The sequence below is a fragment of the Micromonospora sp. CPCC 206171 genome (genome assembly GCF_036906755.1).
GTDB lineage: Bacteria > Actinomycetota > Actinomycetes > Mycobacteriales > Micromonosporaceae > Micromonospora > Micromonospora purpureochromogenes.
In genome coordinates this window covers 17,777-40,725 of the sequence record NZ_JBAKHT010000041.1, presented here as the reverse complement: position 1 = coordinate 40,725, position 22,949 = coordinate 17,777, and the positions used below count along the sequence as shown (strand labels likewise).

The 22,949-nt window shown below is 72.7% G+C and carries 20 protein-coding genes; 12 read left to right on the top strand and 8 right to left on the bottom strand.

Translation table 11 applies throughout. The features are described 5' to 3' along the window. Window positions 1–1,015: 1,015 nt before the first annotated feature. The 5 genes from V6U89_RS28565 to V6U89_RS28545 all read left to right on the top strand — a co-directional run bounded on the left by V6U89_RS28565 (window position 1,016) and on the right by V6U89_RS28545 (window position 6,979). Window positions 1,016–2,689 carry an ABC transporter substrate-binding protein gene (locus V6U89_RS28565; RefSeq protein WP_334575962.1) on the top strand — a complete coding sequence of 558 codons (1,674 nt, stop codon included), beginning with the start codon at window positions 1,016–1,018 and terminating at the stop codon, window positions 2,687–2,689. A gap of 100 nt (window positions 2,690–2,789) precedes the next feature. After that, window positions 2,790–3,797 (top strand): ABC transporter permease, encoded by a 1,008-nt coding sequence (locus V6U89_RS28560; protein ID WP_334575960.1) that lies wholly within the window; start codon window positions 2,790–2,792, stop codon window positions 3,795–3,797. Then, the gene (locus V6U89_RS28555) at window positions 3,794–4,822 is read left to right on the top strand and encodes an ABC transporter permease (protein ID WP_334575958.1); all 1,029 of its coding nucleotides are present in this window, start codon (window positions 3,794–3,796) and stop codon (window positions 4,820–4,822) included. Before V6U89_RS28560 ends, V6U89_RS28555 begins: the two co-directional genes overlap by 4 nt. A 76-nt stretch (window positions 4,823–4,898) precedes the next feature. Further along, entirely contained in the window at window positions 4,899–5,885 is a 987-nt protein-coding gene (locus tag V6U89_RS28550) for an ABC transporter ATP-binding protein (protein ID WP_334575956.1), read from the top strand. Beyond that, window positions 5,882–6,979 carry an ABC transporter ATP-binding protein gene (locus V6U89_RS28545; protein ID WP_334575954.1) on the top strand — a complete coding sequence of 366 codons (1,098 nt, stop codon included), beginning with the start codon at window positions 5,882–5,884 and terminating at the stop codon, window positions 6,977–6,979. The genes V6U89_RS28550 and V6U89_RS28545 overlap by 4 nt, the downstream gene beginning before the upstream one ends. Before the next feature lie 51 nt (window positions 6,980–7,030). Here V6U89_RS28545 and V6U89_RS28540 read toward each other — a convergent pair whose 3' ends face one another. Together V6U89_RS28540 and V6U89_RS28535 are read right to left on the bottom strand one after the other, a co-directional pair. Then, on the bottom strand, window positions 7,031–7,492 hold the full coding sequence (locus V6U89_RS28540) for a hypothetical protein (protein ID WP_334575952.1): 462 nt from the start codon (window positions 7,490–7,492) through the stop codon (window positions 7,031–7,033). Further along, a complete protein-coding gene (locus V6U89_RS28535) occupies window positions 7,474–8,133 on the bottom strand; it encodes an HNH endonuclease family protein (RefSeq protein WP_334575951.1) in 660 nt (219 codons plus the stop codon). The genes V6U89_RS28540 and V6U89_RS28535 overlap by 19 nt, the downstream gene beginning before the upstream one ends. 107 nt (window positions 8,134–8,240) lie before the next feature. On the opposite strand from V6U89_RS28535, the gene V6U89_RS28530 reads away from it, so the two are divergent. Together V6U89_RS28530 and V6U89_RS28525 are read left to right on the top strand one after the other, a co-directional pair. After that, window positions 8,241–9,674: an MFS transporter gene (locus V6U89_RS28530; protein WP_334575949.1), complete on the top strand. Its 1,434-nt coding sequence runs from the start codon at window positions 8,241–8,243 to the stop codon at window positions 9,672–9,674. Between the two features lie 52 nt (window positions 9,675–9,726). Further along, window positions 9,727–9,930, top strand: coding sequence for a DUF1737 domain-containing protein (locus tag V6U89_RS28525; protein WP_280837376.1), 204 nt, complete (start codon window positions 9,727–9,729; stop codon window positions 9,928–9,930). A 56-nt stretch (window positions 9,931–9,986) separates the two neighbouring features. On the opposite strand, the gene leuA is transcribed toward V6U89_RS28525, so the two are convergent. After that, entirely contained in the window at window positions 9,987–11,738 is a 1,752-nt protein-coding gene (gene leuA / locus V6U89_RS28520) for a 2-isopropylmalate synthase (RefSeq protein WP_334575946.1), read from the bottom strand. A gap of 236 nt (window positions 11,739–11,974) precedes the next feature. Continuing rightward, window positions 11,975–13,255, bottom strand: a complete 1,281-nt coding sequence (locus V6U89_RS28515) for an MFS transporter (protein WP_334575943.1) — start codon at window positions 13,253–13,255, stop codon at window positions 11,975–11,977. Window positions 13,256–13,332: 77 nt separating this feature from the next. On the opposite strand from V6U89_RS28515, the gene V6U89_RS28510 reads away from it, so the two are divergent. Next, complete coding sequence (locus tag V6U89_RS28510; protein WP_334575941.1) at window positions 13,333–14,322, top strand: ArsR/SmtB family transcription factor; 990 nt, start codon at window positions 13,333–13,335, stop codon at window positions 14,320–14,322. Window positions 14,323–14,371: 49 nt separating this feature from the next. Here the strand turns inward: V6U89_RS28510 and V6U89_RS28505 are convergent, their stop codons facing one another. Together V6U89_RS28505 and V6U89_RS28500 are read right to left on the bottom strand one after the other, a co-directional pair. Beyond that, entirely contained in the window at window positions 14,372–14,902 is a 531-nt protein-coding gene (locus tag V6U89_RS28505; protein WP_334575938.1) for a nitroreductase family protein, read from the bottom strand. An 85-nt stretch (window positions 14,903–14,987) separates the two neighbouring features. After that, window positions 14,988–15,773 carry a hypothetical protein gene (locus tag V6U89_RS28500; protein WP_334575936.1) on the bottom strand — a complete coding sequence of 262 codons (786 nt, stop codon included), beginning with the start codon at window positions 15,771–15,773 and terminating at the stop codon, window positions 14,988–14,990. A gap of 250 nt (window positions 15,774–16,023) precedes the next feature. Between V6U89_RS28500 and V6U89_RS28495 the strand changes: the two genes are divergently transcribed. Both V6U89_RS28495 and V6U89_RS28490 read left to right on the top strand, forming a co-directional pair. Beyond that, window positions 16,024–17,289 (top strand): aspartate kinase, encoded by a 1,266-nt coding sequence (locus V6U89_RS28495; RefSeq protein WP_210776048.1) that lies wholly within the window; start codon window positions 16,024–16,026, stop codon window positions 17,287–17,289. A gap of 5 nt (window positions 17,290–17,294) precedes the next feature. Next, window positions 17,295–18,356 (top strand): aspartate-semialdehyde dehydrogenase, encoded by a 1,062-nt coding sequence (locus V6U89_RS28490; protein ID WP_334575929.1) that lies wholly within the window; start codon window positions 17,295–17,297, stop codon window positions 18,354–18,356. A gap of 206 nt (window positions 18,357–18,562) precedes the next feature. Here the strand turns inward: V6U89_RS28490 and V6U89_RS28485 are convergent, their stop codons facing one another. Next, window positions 18,563–19,939 (bottom strand): diguanylate cyclase, encoded by a 1,377-nt coding sequence (locus V6U89_RS28485; protein WP_442933998.1) that lies wholly within the window; start codon window positions 19,937–19,939, stop codon window positions 18,563–18,565. A gap of 254 nt (window positions 19,940–20,193) precedes the next feature. On the opposite strand from V6U89_RS28485, the gene V6U89_RS28480 reads away from it, so the two are divergent. Then, a complete protein-coding gene (locus tag V6U89_RS28480) occupies window positions 20,194–20,973 on the top strand; it encodes a phosphodiesterase (RefSeq protein WP_334575924.1) in 780 nt (259 codons plus the stop codon). Window positions 20,974–20,983: 10 nt separating this feature from the next. After that, on the top strand, window positions 20,984–21,613 hold the full coding sequence (locus V6U89_RS28475) for a histone deacetylase (RefSeq protein ID WP_334575921.1): 630 nt from the start codon (window positions 20,984–20,986) through the stop codon (window positions 21,611–21,613). Between the two features lie 454 nt (window positions 21,614–22,067). Here the strand turns inward: V6U89_RS28475 and V6U89_RS28470 are convergent, their stop codons facing one another. Next, window positions 22,068–22,865: an alpha/beta fold hydrolase gene (locus V6U89_RS28470; protein ID WP_334575918.1), complete on the bottom strand. Its 798-nt coding sequence runs from the start codon at window positions 22,863–22,865 to the stop codon at window positions 22,068–22,070. Window positions 22,866–22,949: the final 84 nt, after the last annotated feature.

Sequence of the window (22,949 nt, the reverse complement as noted above, 5' to 3'; positions counted from 1 at the left end):
GGTGACGGGGCCGGCGAAGACGCCACCGGCGAAGGCCAGACCAGCGATACCCAGCACGCTCTTCCGCAGAATGGTGGTGTTCATCAGGATGGCTCCATTCGGGGGTCGGCACCCGGCTCGATGGGGGTCGAGCGGGTGCAAGCACCACGACGGCGCTCAAAGAATTCAAGGGGGAAAGTCTTCGCCCGGCAGGCTTCACGAGCGGGGGGCTCGGCGCCGGGTCCATGTGTAACGACCGGCGGCCCACCATCATTCCGGGGGCCCGGCATCCCGGGCCGGCCACTCGATGGGGCCAGGCCAGCGGGTGCTGCTGCGATCGTCCAGGTGATGTAACGACGCCGGCCCGGCCACCATTCCGGGGTGGGGGTGCCGCCGGTCACGGGACCCGGGACGCGATCCGGGCATGAACCGGACATCGCGGCAGGTGCCCACCCGGCCGCGATGCGGACATCCAACGCAGGTCACCGCGGCCCGGACCATCGGCCCGTCCGTCCCGGATCAGTGGTGGTCGCCGCACGACGATACGACCCGGACCTCGACCGTCACCGTTTCGCCGAGCTAGCGGTCTCCACGCCGATCCGACACCGCCGCGGCGGCGACATCGGGTTTGAGGCCCCACCACCGCCGACCCACCCGGACGCCGACCCACCCGGACGTCGACGGATGAGGACCGTTTCGAGTCGGCGGCGGCGGGTGCCATCCGTCCGCCTGGCGGCGGATGGGGCGGGTGTCCGCGTACCCGAAGAGGAGCCGGCGGGGGCGGGCGGTGGCCCGGAGGGTGGTTTGGGGGGTTGTGGTGGGTATTGGCCGGCAGTACGGGAACGGCCCGGGCCGGGGTGCCGGGTGTGACAGTCCCGTTTGTCGACGGATCCGGGGCTGTCAGACCCGGCTGCTTGGTGTCGGCTTGATAGCGATTGCCTAACGGCCGTTCCGCTGCGGGTGAGTCCTGTCATAGCCTCCCGCTCACGGACCGGCCATGAAACCGGCGTGGTCACGCGGATGACAGAGGTGAGAGATGCAGGCGAGAAGGCTTAGAACGGCCGTGACCCTCGCGGCCGTTGCAGCCCTGGCGGTCGGCGCGGCCGGCTGTGCGGAAAGCGACCGCAGCGACGACAGCGGCGAGGCCAAGACGGGCGGCACCTTCATCTTCGCGGGTGCCGGTGACCCCAAGAACTTCGATCCGATCTTCAACGACGACGGTGAGTCGTTCCGGCCGATCCGGCAGATGTACGACACCCTCATCCAGCACAAGCCCGGCACGGCCGAGCTCCAGGGCGGCCTGGCGGAGAGCTGGGAGCACGACCCCGAGGGCAAGGTCTGGACCTTCAAGCTGCGCCAGGGCGTGAAGTTCCACGACGGCACCCCCTTCAACGCCGCGGCGGTCTGCTTCAACTTCGACCGCTGGTACAACATGAAGGGCGCCGCCGCCCAGTCGCAGATGATCTACTACATGGACGTCTTCGGCGGCTTCGCGAAGAACGAGAACCCCGACGCCGGCAAGCCGGTCTACAACAAGTGTGAGGCCAAGGACGACGGCACCGCCGTCGTCACCCTCAACCAGTACAAGGGTGCGTTCCCCGGCGCCTTCGCGCTGACCGCGCTCTCGATCGCCAGCCCGGAGGCCCTGAAGAAGGGCGACGCCGACACGGTCAAGCAGAACGGCGACTCCTTCGAGTACAGCTCGTTCGCCACCAGCGGCCCGGTCGGCACCGGCCCGTTCACGTTCGGCGGCTGGGACAAGGCCAAGAACGAGATCACCCTGAACCGGAACCCGGACTACTTCGGGGAGAAGGCCAAGGTCGACAAGCTGATCATCAAGATCATCAAGGACGAGAACACCCGCAAGCAGGAGCTGCGCGCGGGCACCGTCCAGGGCATCGACTTCCCCGCCCCGGCCGACCGCAAGGCGCTCGAGGGTGAGGGCTTCCAGGTCGTCGCCCGGCCGGCGTTCAACATCCTCTACCTGGGCATCAACCAGAAGAACCCGAAGCTGAAGGACCTGCGGGTGCGCCAGGCGATCGCCTACGCCCTCAACCGTCAGCAGCTCGTGCAGACCAAGGGCCCGGGTGGCGCGAAGGTCGCCGACGAGTTCATGCCGGACACCGTGCTCGGCTACGCCCCGGACGTGCAGAAGTACGAGTACAACCCGGAGAAGGCCAAGCAGCTGCTCAAGGAGGCCGGCGCCGAGGGTCTGACCCTCAACTTCTACTACCCGCCGGACGTCTCCCGGCCGTACATGCCGAACCCGCAGGAGATCTTCACCGTTCTCGCCAACGACCTGCAGGCCGTGGGCATCAAGGTCAACGGTGTGCCGCGTCCGTGGAACGGTGGCTTCAAGGACGACGTGCAGCAGTTCGGCAAGCAGGACCTGCACATCCTGGGCTGGACCGGTGACTACAACGACCCGGGCAACTTCGTCGGCACGTTCTTCGGCCGCGGCAAGGTCGAGTTCGGCGACCAGTCGATGACCGAGATGTTCGACGCCATCGCCAAGGCCGACGCCACCGTCGACGAGGCGGGCAAGAAGGCGGCCTGGGAGCAGGTCAACCGGGACATCGCCACCAAGTGGCTGCCGGCCGTGCCGATCTGGCACGCCCCGCCGGCCATCGTCGTCACCAAGGACGTCAAGGGTCTGGTCGCCAGCCCGCTGACCGACGAGCGGTTCAACACGGTCAGCGTCACCAAGTGACGTACGTCGGCTGACGCCGTAGGCGTGAATCGGCCCGGGTCCGGGGGTCCATCCCGGCCCGGGCCGATTCCGCGAACATCGAGAGTCTGGTGTGTGAGAGATGTTGCGAGTCATAGTCCGCCGCCTGCTGCAGCTGGTGGTGACCCTGATAGCGCTTTCGGCGCTGATCTTCATCTGGCTGCGGAACCTGCCCGGCGGCCCGGTCGAGGCGCTGCTCGGCGAGCGGGCCACCCCCGAGCGCCGCGCCCTGCTGATCAAGGCGCTCGGCTACGACCAGCCGATCCTGGTCCAGTACGGCAAGTTCATGCAGCGGGTCCTGACCGGAGACTTCGGCAACTCGATCCGGACCGGTGACCCGGTCAGCGAGGTGCTCGGGCGCGCCTTTCCCGCCACCATCGAGCTGGCTCTCGCCGCGATGATCATCGCGGTCGGTCTGGGTATTCCACTCGGCTACCTCGCCGCCCGCTGGCGCGGTCGCTCGCTGGACAACCTCACCATCGCCGGCACCCTGCTCGGCGTCTCGATCCCGATCTTCTTCCTGGGCTACCTGCTCAAGGACGTCTTCACCCAGAACATCCACTGGTTCCCGCCGTCCGGGCGGGTCAGCACCGGGCTGGACAACACCAACATCACCGGGTTCTACGTCCTCGACGGCCTGCTCACCCGAGAGTTCGACGCCAGCGCCGACGCGCTCTGGCACCTGATCCTGCCGGCGGTCACGCTGGCCACCATCCCGCTCGCGGTGATCGTCCGGATCACCCGGGCCAGCGTGCTCGACGTGCTCAACGAGGACTACGTGCGCACGGCCGAGGCCAAGGGCCTGCGGCACCGCACCATCCGGGGCCGGCACATCCTGCGCAACGCCCTGCTGCCGGTGGTCACCACCATCGGCCTGCAGACCGGCGCGCTGCTCTCCGGCGCCGTGCTCACCGAGAAGGTCTACAACTGGGGCGGCATCGGCACGCTGATCACCGACTCGATCAGCGGTGGCCGGGACTACCCGGTGCTCCAGGCGATCATCCTGCTGGCCGCGCTGGTCTTCGTGATGGTCAACCTCCTGGTCGACCTCTCCTACGCGTTCATCGACCCGAGGGTGCGTGTCCGATGACCGATCCGACCACCCAGGCCGGCGCCACCGCGCCGGCGCCCCGTACCGGTGACGAGCGTCCCGGCGGCGTGAGCCAGCGGAACCTCGGTCGGCTCGGCGACCGGAAGAAGGCCCGGCTGGACGAGCTGGCCCGGGCCACCGCCGACCAGGGCGGCGTCAGCCTCGTCCGCGACGCGCTGCGCCGGCTCCGGCGCAACCCGGTCGCCATCGTCGGCGGCACCATCGTCGGGCTGTTCATCCTGGTGGCGGTCTTCGCCCCGCTGATCGCCCCGCACGACCCGGTGCAGCGCTTCGACGAGCTGACCAAGAACCTGACCGTCGACAGCATCCCGGGTGGCAGCGCGGAGCACCCGCTCGGTTCGGACCCGCTGGGCCGCGACTTCCTGTCCCGCCTGATCCACGGCAGCCGGCAGACTCTCTTCGTCGGCGTCCTCGCCACCCTGATCGGCCTCAGCCTGGGCGTGCTGCTCGGCGCGGTGGCGGGTGCCTTCGGCGGCTGGGTCGACGTCGTTCTGATGCGACTCACCGACGTGATGCTGGCGCTGCCCAGCCTGCTGCTGGCGATCACCCTGGTCGCCATGGCCAGCAAGTCCAGCCAGTGGACGGTCATCCTCGCGGTGGCCATCGTCAACGTGCCGATCTTCGCCCGGTTGCTGCGCGGGTCGATGCTCGCCCAGCGGGAGAGCGACCACGTGCTGGCCGCGCGGGCGCTCGGGGTCAAGGAGCGCAACATCGTGCTGCGGCACATGCTGCCCAACTCGCTGACCGCGGTGATCGTGCAGGCCACGCTCACCTTCGCGGTCGCGATCCTGGACGCGGCCGCGCTCTCCTTCCTGGGCCTGGGCGACCCGGACATCAACCGCGCCGAGTGGGGTCTGATGCTCGGCGTGGACGGCCCGCGCTACTTCGACGTCCGCCCGGAGTTGGCCTACTACCCGGCGCTCGCGATCATCGTGGTCGCGCTCGGCTTCACCCTGCTCGGTGAGGCGATGCGCGAGGCCATCGACCCGAAGAACCGGCGGTGAGGGCGGTGCGTCCGACCAGCACGGCCGGCGTCGGCTGCCGGCGAGCGAAGCATCAGCGCAGTGAGGAAGTGACCCGATGAGCCTGCTCGACGTACGCGACCTGAGCGTGGTCTTCCAGCGGCGGGGCGAGCGGCCGTTCACCGCCGTGGACAAGGTGAGCTTCAGCGTGGAGCCGGGCCAGACGGTCGGCCTGGTCGGCGAGTCCGGCTGCGGCAAGAGCGTCACCAGCCTCGCGATCATGGGTCTGCTGCCCAAGCGGGGCAACAAGGTCAGCGGCGAGGTGCTCTTCGACGGCGCCGACCTGCTCAAGCTCCGCGCCGACGACATGCGGGACCGGCGTGGCCGGGACATCGGCATGATCTTCCAGGACCCGCTCTCCTCGCTGAACCCGGTGATCCCGATTGGCGTGCAGGTGGCCGAGGTGCTGGAGCGGCACCAGGGGATGGACCGCAAGAAGGCGCTGCGGGAGGCCCGGGAACTGCTCGACGCGGTCGGCATCCCGGACCCGGACCGGCGGCTGAAGGAGTACCCGCACCAGATCTCCGGCGGCATGCGGCAGCGCGCGCTGATCGCCATCGCACTGGCCTGCAAGCCCCGGCTGCTGATCGCGGACGAGCCGACCACGGCCCTGGACGTGACCATCCAGGCGCAGATCCTCACCCTGCTCAAGCAACTGGTCGACGAGACCGGCACCGCGCTCATCATGATCACGCACGACCTCGGCGTGGTGGCCGGCCTCTGCGACACGGTCAACGTGCTCTACGGCGGCAAGGTGGTCGAGCGGGCCGCCCGGCACGAGCTGTTCGCCCGGGCCCGGCACCCGTACACCCACGGGCTGCTCAGCTCGGTGCCCCGGCTGGACTCGCCGCGCGGCGAGCGGCTGCACGCCATCCGCGGCTCGGTGGCCGACAACATCCCGTGGGTCGAGGGGTGCGCCTTCGCGCCCCGCTGCGACAACGTCGTGGACGCCTGCCTGGAGGGCCCGCCCCCGCTGGAGCCCACCGCCACCGGCGGCGACCTTCGCTGCAACAACCCCGTTTCCGAGGAGGTGGCGGTCCCGTGACCGAACGGACCGGACCACTGGTCGAACTGCGCGACCTCAAGGTCCACTTCCCGATCAAGAGCGGCCTGCTCTTCGACCGCACCGTCGGGTACGTCTACGCCGTCGACGGTGTCTCGCTCGCCATCCGGGCCGGTGAGACGTACGGGCTGGTCGGCGAGTCGGGCTGCGGCAAGTCGACGCTGGGCCGGGGCCTGCTGCGGCTGGTCGAGCCGACCGACGGCGAGATCCTCTTCGACGGCACCGACGTCCGGCAGCTCAAGGGCGAGAAGATGCGCCTGGCCCGCCGCCGGATGCAGATGATCTTCCAGGATCCGCTGTCCAGCCTGGACCCCCGGCAGTCGGTGGAGTCGCTGCTGGTCGAGGGGCTCAAGGCGCACGGCCTCGCCAACGACAAGGCGCAGACGAGCCGGCGGCTGCGGGAGACCCTGGAGGCGGTCGGTCTGCCTGCGTCGGCGCTGAGCAAGTACCCGCACGAGTTCTCCGGCGGCCAGCGCCAGCGCATCGGCATCGCCCGGGCGCTGGTGCTCAACCCGGAGCTGATCGTCGCCGACGAGCCGGTGTCGGCGCTCGACGTGTCCATCCAGGCGCAGGTGCTCAACCTGCTGGAGGACCTTCAGAACGAGCGCGGCCTGACGTACCTGATCATCGCGCACGACCTGGCGGTGGTCCGGCACATCGCCGACACGGTGGGCGTGATGTACCTGGGTGGCCTGGTGGAGGAGGCGTCCAGCGACGACCTCTACCGGGAGCCGATGCACCCGTACACCAGGGCGCTGATGTCGGCGGTGCCGGTGCCGGACCCGCTGGTGGAGGACCGTCGGGAGCGGATTCTGCTCGCCGGCGACCTGCCCTCGCCGACCAACCCGCCGTCCGGGTGCCGCTTCCACACCCGGTGCCCGTGGGCGCAGCCGACCCGCTGCGCCGACGAGCGGCCGGCGCTGCGCGAGGTGGTCGGCGGGCACAAGGTCGCCTGCCACTACGCCGAGGAGATCGCGGCCGGCCGGATCCGTCCGCACGAGGTGGAGCCGGAGCTGGTCCGGCCGGACGACGGCGGGGCGCCGGGCGACACCGGTGAGCTGATCCCGACGCCGTGAGCGCGTGCCGAGGCCCCCAACCTCCGCGGGAGTCGGGGGCCTCGGCGTGTATCAGCCCTCCGGGCGGTTGAGGAGGGCGACCGCGACGGCGTGGACGGCGTCCAACCCGGCCGGGTCGGCCAGCGCGGCCTTCCCGCCGGTCACCGCGTACCACTCGTCGGCGTCCTTGTACTGCACGGAGAGGGTTACCTGCCCGTCGGCGTACCGGGTCTTCAGGGTCAGCTCGCCGGTCACCACGCCGGCCTCGTCGGTCATCACCCCGCCGGGCCCGGCCACCAGGTCGGCGGTCAGCTCCCGGGGTGACGCGTCCGGGCGGTCATCGGCGCTCATCCCGGCTCCCGGCACGGCGACGGGTGCCGCCGGGTGGCCGTCCGCGGTCATTCCGGCGGTCGCGGCCGTCGTGCCGGTGCCGCCACCGCTGCCGGTGGCGGCGGCCGCGTCGTCCCCGCCGGCGTCCGGCATCTGCTCCGGCGCGGGAGTCGGCCCGGCACCGGTCACGGCTTGTTCGCCCATGTGCAACCCTCCAACATGTCGCTGAGGGCGGCCTTCTCGGCGCTGGTCACCGTCAGCCGCCAGTGATGCTTGACCGTCACCCAGCTTTCCGCGTACTTGCACCAGTACGACCGGTTCGCCGGTTTCCACTGCGACGGGTCCTGGTCACCCTTTGCCCGGTTGGAGGTCGCGGAAACCGCGATGAGCTGCGGTCGGGTCAGATCGTTGGCGAAGTCGCCGCGCTTGGCGTCGTCCCACTCGTTCGCTCCCGAGCGCCACGCGTTGGCCAGCGGCACCATGTGGTCGACGTCCACGTCGGACGGATCGGTGAAGGTGCGCCCGTCGTAGACGCTCTCCCAGTGGCCGGCGACCACGTTGCAGCCGGAGAGGCGGATGTCCTCCCCGTCGCGCTTGAGCACGCTGTCCCGGACGTCGCAGTTGGTGCCGGTGTCCCGCCAGTGCGGGAACCGCTCGCGGCTGTAGCCCCGCATCGAGCCCGCCTTGGCGACGGTCAGCTCGGCCAGCTGTTCACCGACGTTGCCGGCGCTGCTCGGCGGCGCCTCCGGCTCGTCGAGGGAAACCTCGCAACCGCCCACGCCGAGGGCGAGCACCGCGGCGAGCGCGGCGGCCGCCGTCCCACGGGCTCCTGATCTGGTACGCACAGACGACACCTCTCCAGCTTGCGGGCTCCCGGCGATCCCGCACAGTACCCGGGCACCGTTTCGGCGTTTCGTGGAATCTCCCACGCGGCGCGGGCACATTGGTACCCATGACGGCACCCGCGCACGCGCTCCGGCTCCGCAGCGGCGCGGGTCGGGGCACGCTGCTGGCGGCGATCCTCGCCTCCGGAATGGTCTTCCTGGACAGCACGGTCGTCAACGTGGCACTGCCCCGGCTCGGCGCCGAACTGGAGGCGACCGTCGCCGGTCTGCAATGGACGGTCAACGGCTACCTGCTGACCCTGGCCGCGTTCGTGCTGCTCGGCGGGGCGTTGGGGGATCGCTTCGGCCGGCGCCGCGTCTTCCTGGTCGGGGTGGTCGGGTTCGCCGTCACCTCCGTCCTCTGCGGCCTGGCCCAGGACACCGGCTGGCTGGTCGTCGCCCGGTTCCTCCAGGGTGCCGGCGGGGCGCTGCTCACCCCCGGCTCGCTCTCCGTGCTCCAGTCGAGCTTCCACCCCGACGACCGGGGCCGGGCCATCGGCGCCTGGTCCGGGCTGGCCGGCGTGACCACCGCGCTCGGCCCCTTCCTCGGTGGCTGGCTGATCGACGCGCTCTCCTGGCGGTGGATCTTCTTCATCAACCTCCCGCTGGCGGTCGCGGTGATCCTGGCCGCGCTGCGCTGGGTGCCGGAGAGCCGCGACGAGGACGCCTCGCGCAGCGGGGGGAAGCGGTTCGACGTGACCGGGGCGCTGCTCGGCGCACTCGGCCTGGCCGGAATCACGTACGCCCTGATCGACGCCCCGGCGCGGGGCGTGCGCTCGCTGCCGGTGCTGCTGGCCGTGCTGGTCGGCGTTCTCGGCGCGGTGGCCTTCGTGCTGGTGGAGCGACGCCGGGGGGAGGCGGCGATGCTGCCCACCGGGCTGTTCACCAGCCGCCTCTTCTCGGCGCTCAACCTGTTCACCGTGGTGGTCTACGCGGCGCTCGGCGGCTTCATGTTCTTCTTCGCCGTCTACCTCCAGAACGTCGTCGGTTGGTCGGCGGTCCGCACCGGGCTGGCCACCGTCCCGATGACCGTGCTGCTGCTGGTCGGCTCGGCCCGGGCCGGCGCCCTGTCGGCGCGGATCGGCCCCCGGCTGCCGCTGACCGTCGGCCCGGTGATCGCCGCCGCGGGCCTGCTGCTGCTGCGCCGGGTCGGCCCGGGCGCGTCGTACTGGGTGGACGTGCTGCCCGGGGTGCTCCTCTTCGGGCTGGGGCTGACGCTGGTGGTGGCGCCGTTGACCGCGTCGGTGCTGGCCGCCGTCGCGGACCGGTTCGCCGGGGTGGCGAGCGGCTTCAACAACGCCGCGTCCCGGGTGGGTGGCCTGCTCGCGGTGGCCGCGCTGCCGCTGCTGGTCGGTCTTACCGGCACCGGGTACGCGCAGCGGGCCGAGCTGACCCACGCGTACCGGGGGGCGCTGGCCTGGTGCGCCGGGTTGCTGCTCGCCGGCGCGGTGACGGCCGGCCTGCTCGTGCACCGGCCACCCCGGCGGGCCCCGCCGTCGTAGCGGGCCCCTCGCTGCCGCCTCGACCCAGCAGACCGGTTGCTACGGTCGGCGGATGAATGATCATGACGACCGGCTGCGTTACCGGCTGCTGACCGGGCCGGACGACGCCGACTTCTGTCGCCGGGTCAGCGAGGCGCTGGCCGACGGTTACCGGCTGCACGGCTCCCCGGCCATCACGTTCGACGGCGAGCGGGTGGTCGTCGCCCAGGCGGTGGTGCTCGGCGACGGCTGGTCGGCCGGGGTCACCCCGGTCTGAGCGGGCGGGTACGGCAGGGCCCGGCCGGAGCCGGACCCTGCCGCAACGCCTCAGCCTCAGGCACGGGCGCGGTTGACCGCGCTGGTGACCGCCTTCACCGAGGCGGTGACGATGTTGGCGTCCATCCCGACGCCCCAGACCGTCCGACCGTCGACGTCGCACTCGACGTACGCGGCGGCCTGCGCGTCACCACCGGAGGAGAGCGCGTGCTCGTGGTAGTCGAGCACGCGTACCGCCACGCCGACCGCCTGGAGCGCGTTGACGTACGCGTCGATCGGGCCGTTGCCGACCGCGGCGAGCGCGCGGCGCTCCCCGCCGAGTTCCACCTCGGCCTCGATCTCGACCTTGCCGTCGACGGTGCCGATCGAGTAACCGGACAGCGTGACGGCCGGGTCGCTCTGGTGGTCGAGCAGGTAGTGGCGGGCGAAGATCTCCCACATGGTGCCCGGGTCGACCTCGCCGCCGTCGTGGTCGGTGACCTGCTGGACCACCCCGGAGAACTCGATCTGGAGCCGGCGCGGCAGGTCGAGCTGGTGCTCGGTCTTCATGATGTACGCGACGCCGCCCTTGCCGGACTGCGAGTTGACCCGGATGACCGCCTCGTAGGTACGGCCCAGGTCCTTCGGGTCGATCGGCAGGTACGGCACCGCCCACGGCTGCTGGTCGACCGGCACCCCGGCGGCCGCCGCGTCGGCGGCCAGCGCGTCGAAGCCCTTGTTGATCGCGTCCTGGTGCGAGCCGGAGAAGGCGGTGTAGACCAGGTCGCCCGCGTACGGGTGGCGCTCGTGCACCGGCAGCTGGTTGCAGTACTCGACGGCGCGCTTGACCTCGTCGATGTTCGAGAAGTCGATCATCGGGTCGATGCCCTGGGAGAACAGGTTGAGGCCCAGGGTCACCAGGTCCACGTTGCCGGTGCGCTCGCCGTTGCCGAACAGGCAGCCCTCGATCCGGTCGGCGCCGGCCAGCAGGCCCAGCTCGGCGGCGGCCACCCCGGTGCCCCGGTCGTTGTGCGGGTGCAGGCTCAGCACCAGGCTGTCCCGCCGGGGCAGGTGCCGGTGCATCCACTCGATCGAGTCGGCGTACACGTTCGGCATGGCCATCTCGACGGTGGCCGGCAGGTTGACGATCAGCTTGCGGTCGGGGGTCGGGTCGACCACCTCGATGACCTTCGCGCAGACCTCCAGCGCGTACTCCAGCTCGGTGCCCGTGTACGACTCCGGCGAGTACTCGTAGTGGATCTCGGTGTCCGGGGTGTGGATCTCGGCGTACTTCTGGCACAGCCGGGCGCCCTGGGTGGCGATGTCGGTGATGCCGTCGCGGTCCAGCCCGAAGACCACCCGGCGCTGGAGCGTCGAGGTGGAGTTGTAGAAGTGCACGATCGCCCGGCGCGCGCCGCGCAGCGACTGGAAGGTCCGGTCGATCAGGTGCTCCCGGCACTGGGTGAGCACCTGGATGGTGACGTCCTCCGGGATCAGGTCCTGCTCGATCAGCTGCCGGACGAAGTCGAAGTCGGTCTGGCTGGCCGAGGGGAAGCCGACCTCGATCTCCTTGTAGCCCATCTGCACCAGCAGCTGGAACATCCGGCGCTTGCGCTCCGGGGACATCGGGTCGATCAGGGCCTGGTTGCCGTCGCGCAGGTCGACCGCGCACCAGCGCGGTGCCACGTCGACGTGCCGGGTCGGCCAGGCACGGTCCGGCAGGTCGATCCGGAACTGCTGCTGGTAGGGCTGGTAACGGTGGAACGGCATCCGGCTGGGGCGCTGCCGGGCGATCGGATCGGTCTCGGCGTCAGTGGCGGGTTGAGCCATGGCGGAGTGCTCCCGTGGGTCATGTCGGGCGTCAGCAATCGGAAGGTGTCGGCCTGCTGCCGGGCGACGGTGCCCGGTGGGCCAGAGAAGTTCGGATGTGCTGGACGGCGCGGTTCGACTCCGCGACGAGGTGCCGGCCGGTCAGGCCTCGTCGCGGCGACCAAGGAGGAGGTACGCCTGCCACATGACAGGGTCACCCTACGTGGTGAGACGGGGGGTGGGAAGGCAGGTCCGGACTATGAGATCGGAGTCGCAGCACCCACCGCCGGCTCCGGGGCGGCCTCGCCGAGGCGAGGGGTCCGCTCGGCCCAGGCGACCACCGGCACCACGGCCAACCCGATGATCACGAAGAGCGCCGCCGTCGGGTACCAGCCCCAGCCGCCGGTGGCGACGCCGAGCGCGGTCAGCCCGGCCGGCGCGATCAGGTACTGCAACTGCGTGCCGAGCCGGAACGCCCCGACGTACGCACCGCGCTGGGCGGCGGGCGGCAGGGTGGCGGTCAGCCCCCAGGTGCCCGCCGACTCGATCAACTCGGCCACGATGAGCAGCGTCGCGGCAGCCACCAGCACCACCACCGTGAGCCCGCCGCGGGTCACCCCGGAGAGCGGCAGGACCAGGCAGAACCCGGCGATCAGCAGGGCACCCCGGCGGGACGCCCCGGCCGCGCCGGAGGTGGTGTCGGCGCCCCGGCTGGCCCGTACCTGGAGCAGCACGATCAGGATCGTGTTCAGCAGCACCAGCCCGGCGATCACCGTCTTCGGGGCGTCGGTGTGGGTCAGGATCCACAACGGCATGACCGTCAGGTAGAGCGTCTGGTGCGCGGTGAGCAGCCCGGAGAGCAGGGACACCGCCATGAAGGGGCGGTCCCGGAGCACGGCCAGCCGGCTCATCGGCTCCGCCGGCCGGGCCACCTCGGGCAGCCGGGGCAGCCGGCGGACGAAGGCCGCCGTGACCAGGAACACCGCCGCGATGAACCACACCATCCCCCGGTACGCCGCCGTCGTGTCCACCGCGAGCACCAGGCCGCTGATCACCGCCCCGAGCCCGAATCCGACGTTCAGCGACGAGCGCTGGTACGCCATCGCGGTGACCCGCTCGGCCGGGGGCAGCGCGTTGATCGAGTAGACCTGCCGGGCCACCCCGGTGGCGGCGTCCACCGCGGCCAGCGCCACCACCACCGCGAGGAATCCGGCGAAACCGCCCACGAACGGGTACGCCGAGAAGAGCGCCGCGTCGAGCACCAGGCCGGCCAGCCAGACCCGCTGCGGGCCGTACCGGTCGGTGAGCCCGCCGAGCGGCACGGTGCCGAGCAGCGACACCCCGGCGGCGATGGACAGGCCGAGCCCGACCTGCGTCGCGCTGAGCCCGAGCGCGCGGGTGAAGAAGACCGCGCTGCCCGCCTGGAAGAGGCCGTTACCGACCGCGTAGACCATGGCCTGCACGGCGAGGGCCCGGGTCAGGCCGGCGGGTGGCACGACGTGCCGGACGGCAGTGCGGATGGTGTCCCTGGTTCCCATGGCCGGTGAGCCAACCGTGCCCCCCGCTCGCGGGTCGAGCCTTTTAGGCTGGGCCGAATTCTCGACGGGGGTGGAGGATGTCGCAGCTGCGGTTCGAGACCGCGGACGTCGCGGGGGTGCGGTTCGCGGTTTCTCCCGTGTGGGAGACGGTCTCCAGCCTGTGGGTGTTGCGGGACCCGATCCGCAGCGCCCTCCACCTGCCCTGGATCGACCGGGCCCGGACGTTCGTCGCACGTCCGGAGGTGGCCGTCGCGGTGGGCCCCCTGCGGGAGCTGACCCGCCCGCGCGCCTGGCTGCCCGACTTCCTCACACCACCCCCGCCCGGCCCGGACGTCGATTTCGAGGAGAGTCTCGAGCAGGTCCGGGCGACGCCGCCGGCGGTGGTGGTGCGGGACCTGCTGGCCACCACCCCGAAACGGCCGCTCGGTCCGTTCGGCCAGGCATTGCGTACCGACCCGAAGGCCATGCTGCCGGCACTGGTCACCGCGCTGCGGGTGTGGCACGACGTGGCCATCGCCCCGGACTGGCCGAGGATGCGGGCGTTGCTGGAGGCGGACATCGCGCACCGGGGCAGCCAACTCGCCGAGGGCGGTGCCGGGCTGGCCCTCGCCGGGCTGCACCCCACCGTGCGCTGGGCCGGTGACCGGGTGGTCAGCGACGACCCGTGGCGGCTCGACTTCCACCTGGGCGGTCGCGGTATCGCGTTGAATCCGGGGGTCTTCACGCCCCAGCGGGTGCTGTGGAACCTGCTGGAGGACTCGCCGCCCGGCGGGACGTACCCGGTGCGGGCGGTGGCCACCCTCTGGGAGGCGGCCCCGGCACCATCCGGCGACCCGCTGGCCCGGGTGATCGGGTCAGGCCGGGCGGCGCTGCTCCACCTGCTCGACAGCGCGGCCACCACCAGCGACCTGGCCCGGCGGACCGGGATGTCGGCGGGAAACGTCTCTCAGCACCTGGCCGCGCTGCACGCCGCCGGGCTGGTCTCCCGGGTCCGGCAGGGGCGGCACGTGCTCTACCGGGGAACCGACGCGGCGGCGGTGCTGCTGCGGGCCAGCCGGGGAGAGTGACCCGCCCGAGGGCGGTTCTGCCGCCGACCGACGGGTGGCGGTGGATGCCTCAGCGCAGCAGCAGGGCGTGCACCGGGTGTCGGCGGCGCAGCGCGATCTCCCGCCGGCGCAGCTCCTCCGGCAGGTCGAGCGGGTCGCCGAGCCGGCCCACCGCCACCACCACCAGCGGGCGTACGGCGGGCGGCAGGTCGAGGTCGGCGCAGAGCGCGGCGCGGTCGAAGCGGGTGAGCTGGTGCACGTACAGGCCGAGCGCGGTGGCCTGCACGGTGAGGTGGGCCATCGCCTGCCCCAGGTCGTACGCGGCCCGCTCGGGGTCGGTGCCGGCGTGCGCGCCGACCACCAGAGCGGCGGCGTGCCGGGCCCAGCGCTGGTCGGGTTCCGGGAGGCTGACCAGGGTCCGCTTCCAGGTCTCGTCGTCGCGGTGGCCGAGGGCGAACCGCCAGGGCTGGGCGTTGCCCGTCGAGGGGGCCCAGCGGGCGGCCTCCAGCAGCGAGGACGCCTCCTCCCCGGTCAGCTCGGCGGCCGGGTCGAAGGCCCGGGGACTCCAGCGGAAGGCGAGCAGCGGGGTGAGGTCGACCATGCGAAGAGCGTCCCGTATAGGTGATTCGCCCCGAAGGGCGGGTGGGGGCAAATGTGGTCAATCGCACCCGTAACGCCGCGCCAGGTCAGGGCGTTCCCGCGCCCGTGCTGTCGCTCGGCGCGGGTGCCTCCACGCCGAGCGGTTCGGCGTTCACCACCGGCCCGGCCAGCGGCGCGGTGGCCGGGCCCGGTCCGGGCGGCCCGGCCAGGGTGAGCGTGCCGAGGGCGGCCCGGACGTAGGTGGGCGTCCCGTCCGGCTCGTAGCAGTAGATCCCGACGTCCAGCGGCGGGTTGAGCGAGGCGGAGGTGGTCTCCACCGCGTAGCAGGTGCCGGCCACGCCCGCCGGCGTGGTGGCGGGGGAGACCGCCAGTGGCGTGCGTCGGTCGGTGAGCACCTCCAGCCAGTCGGTGAACGGGTGCTGCACCCGGGGGTCCAGTCGGCGCGGCACCGCATCGTCCCGGTCGCCGAGGCGGACGCAGCCGGCTGCCTCGGGGCGGCCGGCCGACGGCAGGCCGCACTGGAAGAGCCCGTCGACGGTGGTGGCCAGCGAGACGTCCGCCGTGCCGCCGAGCGCGCCGCCCGGGACGTCGACCCGCCAGGTGCCGTCCGCCGCGCTGGTCACCGTGACGTCCCGGGTCGGCCCGTCGGTGCCGGTGAGCGTGTAGCGGGCGGTCAGGTGGCGGTCCCGCGCCGCCGCCGCCAGCGCGGCCAGCTCGTCCCGGGCCGCGTCCACCTCGGCCGGTGCCGGGTCGGCGGATCCGGCGGTGGGTGGCGGGGCCGGCCGGTCGGCGGTGCAGGCGGTGAGCAGCGCCGGCAGGAGCAGGACCAGGACGCCGGTCGACCGGTACGTCGCGCGCAGATGGGCAGGCACCGGGTCATTCTGCGCCGCCCGCCCCCCCGCCCACGGACCCGTGCCGCCGACGGCGCCCGGCGTGTCGGCGGGCGCCGGGGCGACCGCCCTGGGCAGGGCGTCGACCGGGCGCTTCCGCCGGATGGTGGGATCACCCGACCCGACCTCGCGTACCGCCCGATACCCTGGACAGGTCTGACACGCGCCGCCGGACCATCTGACCGGCGGCGTCGGCACGCTCAGGGTCGTCGCTGGGAGGGAGTGCACCGTCGTGGCACTCGTGGTGCAGAAGTACGGCGGGTCCTCCGTCGCCAACGCCGAGCGCATCAAGCGGGTGGCGGAGCGGATCGTCGCCGCCCGCAAGGCCGGCGACGACGTCGTGGTGGTGGTCTCCGCGATGGGCGACACCACGGACGAGCTGCTCGACCTGGCCAACCAGGTCAGCCCGCTGCCGCCGGGCCGTGAGCTGGACATGCTGCTCACCGCCGGCGAGCGGATCTCCATGGCGCTGCTCGCGATGGCCATCCACAACCTGGGGTACGAGGCCCGCTCGTTCACCGGCTCGCAGGCCGGTGTCATCACCACCTCGGTACACGGGCGGGCGCGGATCATCGACGTCACCCCGGGCCGGCTCAAGGGCGCGCTCGACGAGGGCGCGGTGGTGATCGTCGCCGGCTTCCAGGGCGTCTCGCAGGACACCAAGGACGTCACCACGCTGGGCCGGGGCGGCTCGGACACCACCGCCGTGGCGCTCGCCGCCGCGCTGCGCGCCGACGTCTGCGAGATCTACACCGACGTGGACGGCATCTTCAGCGCCGACCCGCGGATCGTGCCGAACGCCCGGCACATCAAGCAGATCACCTACGAGGAGATGCTGGAGCTGGCCGCCTGCGGCGCCAAGGTGCTGCACCTGCGCAGCGTGGAGTACGCGCGGCGCGCGGGGTTGCCGATCCACGTCCGTTCGTCATACTCGACCAACACCGGCACCATGGTCACCGGATCGATGGAGGACCTTCCCGTGGAACAGGCACTGATCACCGGGGTCGCCCACGACCGCAGTGAAGCCAAGATCACGATTGTCGGCGTGCCGGACGAGCCGGGTGCCGCCGCCAGGATCTTCGACACCGTGGCCGGCGCCGAGATCAACATCGACATGATCGTGCAGAACGTCTCCACCGAGGGCACCGGTCGCACGGACATCTCGTTCACGCTGCCCAAGACCGACGGCCCCACCGCCATGGCCGCGCTCAGCAAGATCCAGGAAGTCGTCAAGTTCCGCGGCCTGCTCTACGACGACCACGTGGGCAAGGTGTCGCTGATCGGCGCCGGCATGCGGTCGCACCCCGGTGTCGCGGCCGGCTTCTTCGCCGCCCTCGGCGCGGCCGGGGTCAACATCGAGATGATCTCCACCTCGGAGATCCGGGTCTCCGTGGTCTGCCGGGACACCGACCTCGACAAGGCGGTCCGGGCCATCCACGACCAGTTCGAGCTGGGCGGCGACTCCGAGGCCGTGGTCTACGCGGGGACGGGACGGTAGCGCCCGTGTCGGCGCAGCCCACGCTCGCCGTCGTCGGAGCGACCGGCGCCGTCGGGACCGTGATGTGCGAGCTGCTCTCCTCCCGGCGCAACGTCTGGGGCGAGATCCGGCTGCTCGCCTCGGAACGCTCCGTCGGTCGCAAGGTGCGCTGCCGGGGCGAGGAGCTGACCGTCGGGGCGCTCACCCCGGAGGCGTTCGACGGCGTCGACGTCGCCATGTTCGACGTGCCGGACGAGGTGTCCGTCGAGTGGGCGCCGGTCGCCGTGGCCCGCGGGGCGGTCGTGGTCGACAACTCCGGCGCGTTCCGGATGGACCGCGACGTGCCGCTGGTGGTCCCGGAGATCAATCCCGAGCAGGTACGCAACCGGCCCAAGGGGATCATCGCCAACGCGAACTGCACCACGCTCGCGATGATCGTGGCGATCGCCCCGCTGCACCGCGAGTACGGCCTGCGCGAGCTGGTGCTCTCCTCGTACCAGGCGGTGTCGGGGGCGGGTCAGGCCGGCGTGGACGCGCTGCACCTCCAGCTCGGCAAGATCGCCGGGGACCGGGTGCTCGGCTCCCGCCCGGGCGACGTGCGCCAGGCCGTCGGCGACGAGCTCGGCCCGTTCCCCGCGCCGCTGGCGCTCAACGTGGTGCCGTGGGCCGGCTCGCTCGCCGACTTCGGGTGGTCGTCCGAGGAGATGAAGATTCGCAACGAGTCGCGCAAGATCCTCGGGCTGCCCGACCTGAAGGTCTCCGCGACCTGCGTACGGGTGCCGGTGGTGACCGGCCACTCGGTGGCCGTGCACGCGGTCTTCGCCACCGAGGTTGACGCCGAGGGCGCCCGGGAGGCGCTGCGCAACGCCCCCGGCGTGATCCTGGTCGACGATCCCGCCGCCGGCGAGTTCCCGATGCCGATCGACGCGGTCGGTACCGACCCGTCCTGGGTCGGCCGGATCCGCCGCGCCCTGGACGACCCGCGCGCTCTGGACCTCTTCGTCACCGGCGACAACCTCCGCAAGGGCGCCGCCCTGAACACCGCCCAGATCGCCGAGCTCCTCGCCAAGGAACTGACCCGCCCCTGACCCCGCCCCCGGGGCCTCGCCCCGAGCGCCGCCCACCGGCGGCCCGCCCACCGGGCCTCGCCCACCAAGCCCCCGTCCACCGCGCCCCCGCCCGAGGACGGCCGCTTTCAGAGAAAGAGGCCCTATCCGCGCCTGGATAGGGCCTCTTTCTCTGAAAGTGCGGCGGGGAGTCGCTGGGGCGGGGCGGTGGGGGGCGGTGGGGTGGGTCAGGCGGCGGCCAGGCGGACGCCGTCGCGGCCGTGGCGCTTGACCGCGTAGAGGGCCTGGTCGGCGCGGCGGAGGGTGAGTTCCGGGGACTCGCCGGCCTGGGGGAGGGCCACCCCGACGCTGATGGTGCGTCCGGTACGTCGGGCCGCCTCGGTCAGCCGCTCGGCGATCCGGACCGCCTCCTCGGGGCGGCTCACCTCGATCACCGCGACGAACTCGTCGCCACCGACCCGGTACAGCTCGTCGCCCTGCCGCAGCGCGCCCTCCAGCGCCCGGGCCAGTCCGACCAGGAGCCGGTCGCCGGCCTGGTGGCCGTACGTGTCGTTGACCGTCTTGAACCCGTCCACGTCGATGGCGAGCAGGGCGGTACGCCCCGGCGTGGCCGCGCTGATCCGCTGGCCGAACGGCCCGGTGTGCCGGAGCCCGGTGAGCGGGTCGGAGCTGGCCTGCTCGCGGAGCCGGGCCAGCGTACGGAGCCGGTCCAGCGCACCCCAGGCCTGCCCGGCCAGCAACTCGATCAGGTTGACCGTGGTCGGGTCGGGCCGCAGCAGCCGCTCGTCGGCGACCAGCAGCACCCCGCCCGCGTCGGGCCGGCCGAACGGCACCGACACCAGGGTGCGTACCCCGGCCCGGGCCAGCGGGGCGTACTCGTCCGTGGGCGGATGATCCGCCTCGCCCAGCGTGTACGCGGTGCCGTGCCGGTGCGCCCGGGCCACCATCCGGTTGAGCGGTCCGGCCCCGGCCTCGGTCAGTTCGGCCCGGATGCGCGTCTCCAACTCGCCCGGCGCACCGGTCGGGTCGCCGAGGCGGGGACCACTGCGACCGGTGAGCACCAGCACCGCGCAGGAGAGGGTGGAGACGTCCCGGGCCGCGGTGAGCGCCGCGGCCATCAGGTCCCGGCCGGTCGGGGCGGCGGCGAACGCGGTGGCGTGGCGCAGCAGCTTCTCGCTGCGGCTCTCGGCCGGCGGTCCGCCGAGGGCCACGATCCGTGCGCCCAGCCGGCCGGCCAGCCGTTCCGCGGTCTGCCGCCACCGCCCCAGCTCGGCCGGCCCGCTCCACTGCAGGTCGAGCACCCCGATCGGGCGGCCCGCCGGGTCGAGCACCGGTACGCAGATCTCGGCGGTCACGTCCGGGCGCAGCGGGAGGTAGTCCGGGTCGGCGCTGACGTCGGGCACCGTGGCCCCCTCGCCGGAGGCGTAGACCCGGCCGACGATGCCGGACTTCGGCGGCACGGTGGAGAAGACCTGCCATGATCCGGTGGCGGCGACGCAGCGCAGCCGGTCGTGGACCTGGAGCAGCACGGAGATCGTCGCGGGGGCGTACCGGGCGAGCGCGGTCACGGTCCACTGGCACGCCTCGACTGCGGTCGACGCCATCGGCAGGCGGACCGTGACGTCGCGGACGACTCGCTCGTGATCCACGTTCTTCCAGGTGGGGGTGGGCCCGGCCGGCGCCGGGGCTGCGATCAAGCGTACTCAGCCGACGGCGGTCCGCCACGCGAAAGATCATCTCCTGTTCGTACACATGTGCCATCCACAGGCTGTGGACACGGCCTGTGGGGCTGCGCGACGGGCCCGCCCGCGACGGCTCGCCGGGTTAGCGTGAAGGTCCCGGTCGCAGTGGAGGAGCCATGCTCATCGCCCAGCTGAGTGACCCGCACCTGACCAACGGCGTGCTCGGCGCCGTCCCCGCCGCCGGTCTGCACCGCGCCCTCGGCCGGGTGCTGGCGCTGCGCCCGCGCCCGGACTGCGTGGTGATCACGGGCGACCTGGTGGACCAGGGTCGTCCCGACGAGTACGCGACGCTGCGCGAGGTGATCGGGCGGTACCCGCTGCCGGTGCACCTGGTCGCCGGCAACCACGACGACCGGGAGTCGCTGCTGGACGCCTTCGGCGGCACCCCGTACCTGGGCGGTGGCTTCTCCGCGTACTACCACGTCGATCATCCGGACGTGACCGTCGTGGTGCTGGACTCGCTGACCCCCGGGGAGGGCGGCGGCCGGCTCGGCGAGGACCAGCTCGGCTGGCTCGACGGGGTGCTGGCCGGCCGCCCGGACGTGCCCGCCCTGGTCTGCCTGCACCACCCGCCGGTCGCCGTCGGCGTCCCGGCCGCCGACGCCGTCCGGCTCGCCGACGGTGACGCGCTCGCCGAGGTCGTCCGCCGACACCCCCACGTGGTACGCGTCGCCGCCGGCCACCTGCACCGCCCGGTGACCACCGGGTACGCCGGCACCGTGCTGACCGTCGCGCCGAGCACCTGGCGGCAGGCGTCGCTGACCATGAACGCCGACGACGAGATCGGCTGGGTCGACGAGCCGACCGCCTTCCTGCTGCACGCGGTGGACGACGGCGGCTGCGTCACCCACACCGTGCAGGTCAGCCACGCCGCCGGTCAGACCTGCGGCTACTGATCCTCGCCGGGTGCGGCTCCTCTGGTACGTCGCGTACGGGTCGAACATGGATCCGGCACGGCTCGGCTGGTACCTCTCCGGCGGCCGGCCACCCGGCGGGCTGCGGTCGTACCCCGGGTGTCGGGACTGCCGGCCACCGCGCCGGACGGAAGCGGTGCTGGTCCCCGGCGGCGTCTACTTCGCCGGGGAGTCCCGGGCCTGGACGGGCGGGATGGCGTTCTACGATCCCGAACTGCCGGGCACGGCGGCGGCGCGCGGCTACCTGCTCACCGCCGGGCAGTTCGCCGACATCGCCGCGCAGGAGATGTACCGCCCGCCCGGCGCCGACCTCGACCTGATCGCCGTGGCCGTCGAGACCGGGCGAGCCACTCTGGGCCCCGGCCGGTACGAGACGCTGCTGCGGGTCGGCGTGCGCGACGGGGTGCCGATGCTGACCTTCACCGCGCCCTGGCGGGCGGGCGAGGTGGCGTGGACCGCGCCCGCGCCGGTCTACCTGGGGATGATCGCGGCCGGGCTGCGGGCGGCGCACGGCTGGTCGGTCGCGCGGACCGTCGCCTACCTGGCCGACCGCCCTGGGGTGACCGGGCACTGGACCCGCGCCGACCTGACCGACCTGGTGGCGGCCGTGCCGGCACGCTGACCTGATCGCCGTCGGGCAGCCGACGGACGGTGCGCCGATCGGGTCGCGTCGCCGGCCGGTCGGCGGGCGGGCGTCGGCGGAAGGGCTGCTCCGAGGCCGACGATCGCGCTGACCTGGCTCACCGTCCAGTCTCGACCCACCGGGACTCACGGATCTGTTTGCCGGCGCAGAGGTTTCACGGTCCACAATTGCCGCATCGCATCGATAGCCTCGGCCCACTTCGCGGCCGACCCCCGAGATCGGCCCGACTGCTGACCAACCACCGGGCGGGCCACCGAACCGCGCGCAGGCCGGGCGGCCGGCATCCCGAAAAGGGGCGGGAGTCGGCACGCCATCCGACCGCCCCGGGCAGCGGGCGCCGGCTCCTCCGCACCGGGAGCCGCCGCCCCTGCCCGGGGCGGCCGACCACGTCTTGGGCGATCGCCCCTCGGCCGGTGGCCGGCGCTGCGGGCGGTCAGCCGAGCAGGAGTCGGCGCAGCTCGGCGGCGAGCCGGTCGGCGGGCACCTCGTGGAAACCGCCCTGCAGGCTCACCCGCCGGGCACCCGGGACCGCGTCGGCGGTCGCGCCCGTCGCGTCGCGCAGCCACTGCGGGCTGCCCGTGCTGTCCAGCACGACCGTCGGCGCGGTGATGCTGGCGAGCCGGTCGGCGGGAGGAGTGCCGTCCCCGGTGACCGTGGCGTCGTGGACCAGGGACGGGGCCAGCATCTCCAGCCAGGGCCACATCGGTTGGTCACGCATGCCGCGTACCTGGTCGTCGGGGAGGCCCACCGCGTCGCGCAGGAAGCACTCGACCGCGTCGCCCCGCCGGCCCGCCGTCACCAGCTCGGCCAGCCGGGGCGCGAGCGCCGCGCCCGCCCCGTCGTGCGGCCCCACCCGGAACGGCGGCTCGAAGAGGGCCAGCCCCGCGACCGGGAGCCCGGCCGCGGTCGCAAGGGCGGCGAGAATCGCGCCGGACGAGATCCCGTAGAGGTACGCCCTGCCACCGGCCGCCCCGATCAATGCCGCCAGGTCCTCGATCTCCCGCTGCACCGCGTACGGGGCGGTGTCGCCACTGTCGCCCCGGCCGCGCCGGTCGTACCCGAACACGGTGAAGTCCTCGGCCAGCGCGGCGGCCAGCGCGCGGGTGGTGGTCCGGTCGTTGAACGCGCCGCCCACCAGCACGATCGCCGGCCCGTCGCCGCTGGGCTCGTACGCGATGGTCGTGCCGTCGGCGGAGCGCACCGTGCCCACCGCCAGGGTCGCGTCAGTCATCCATGGATCCTCTCCTCGTCGTCTCCCATCCTGGTCGGTGCCACCGACGCGAATCCGACGCCGACCGCCGTACCGCCGTCACCT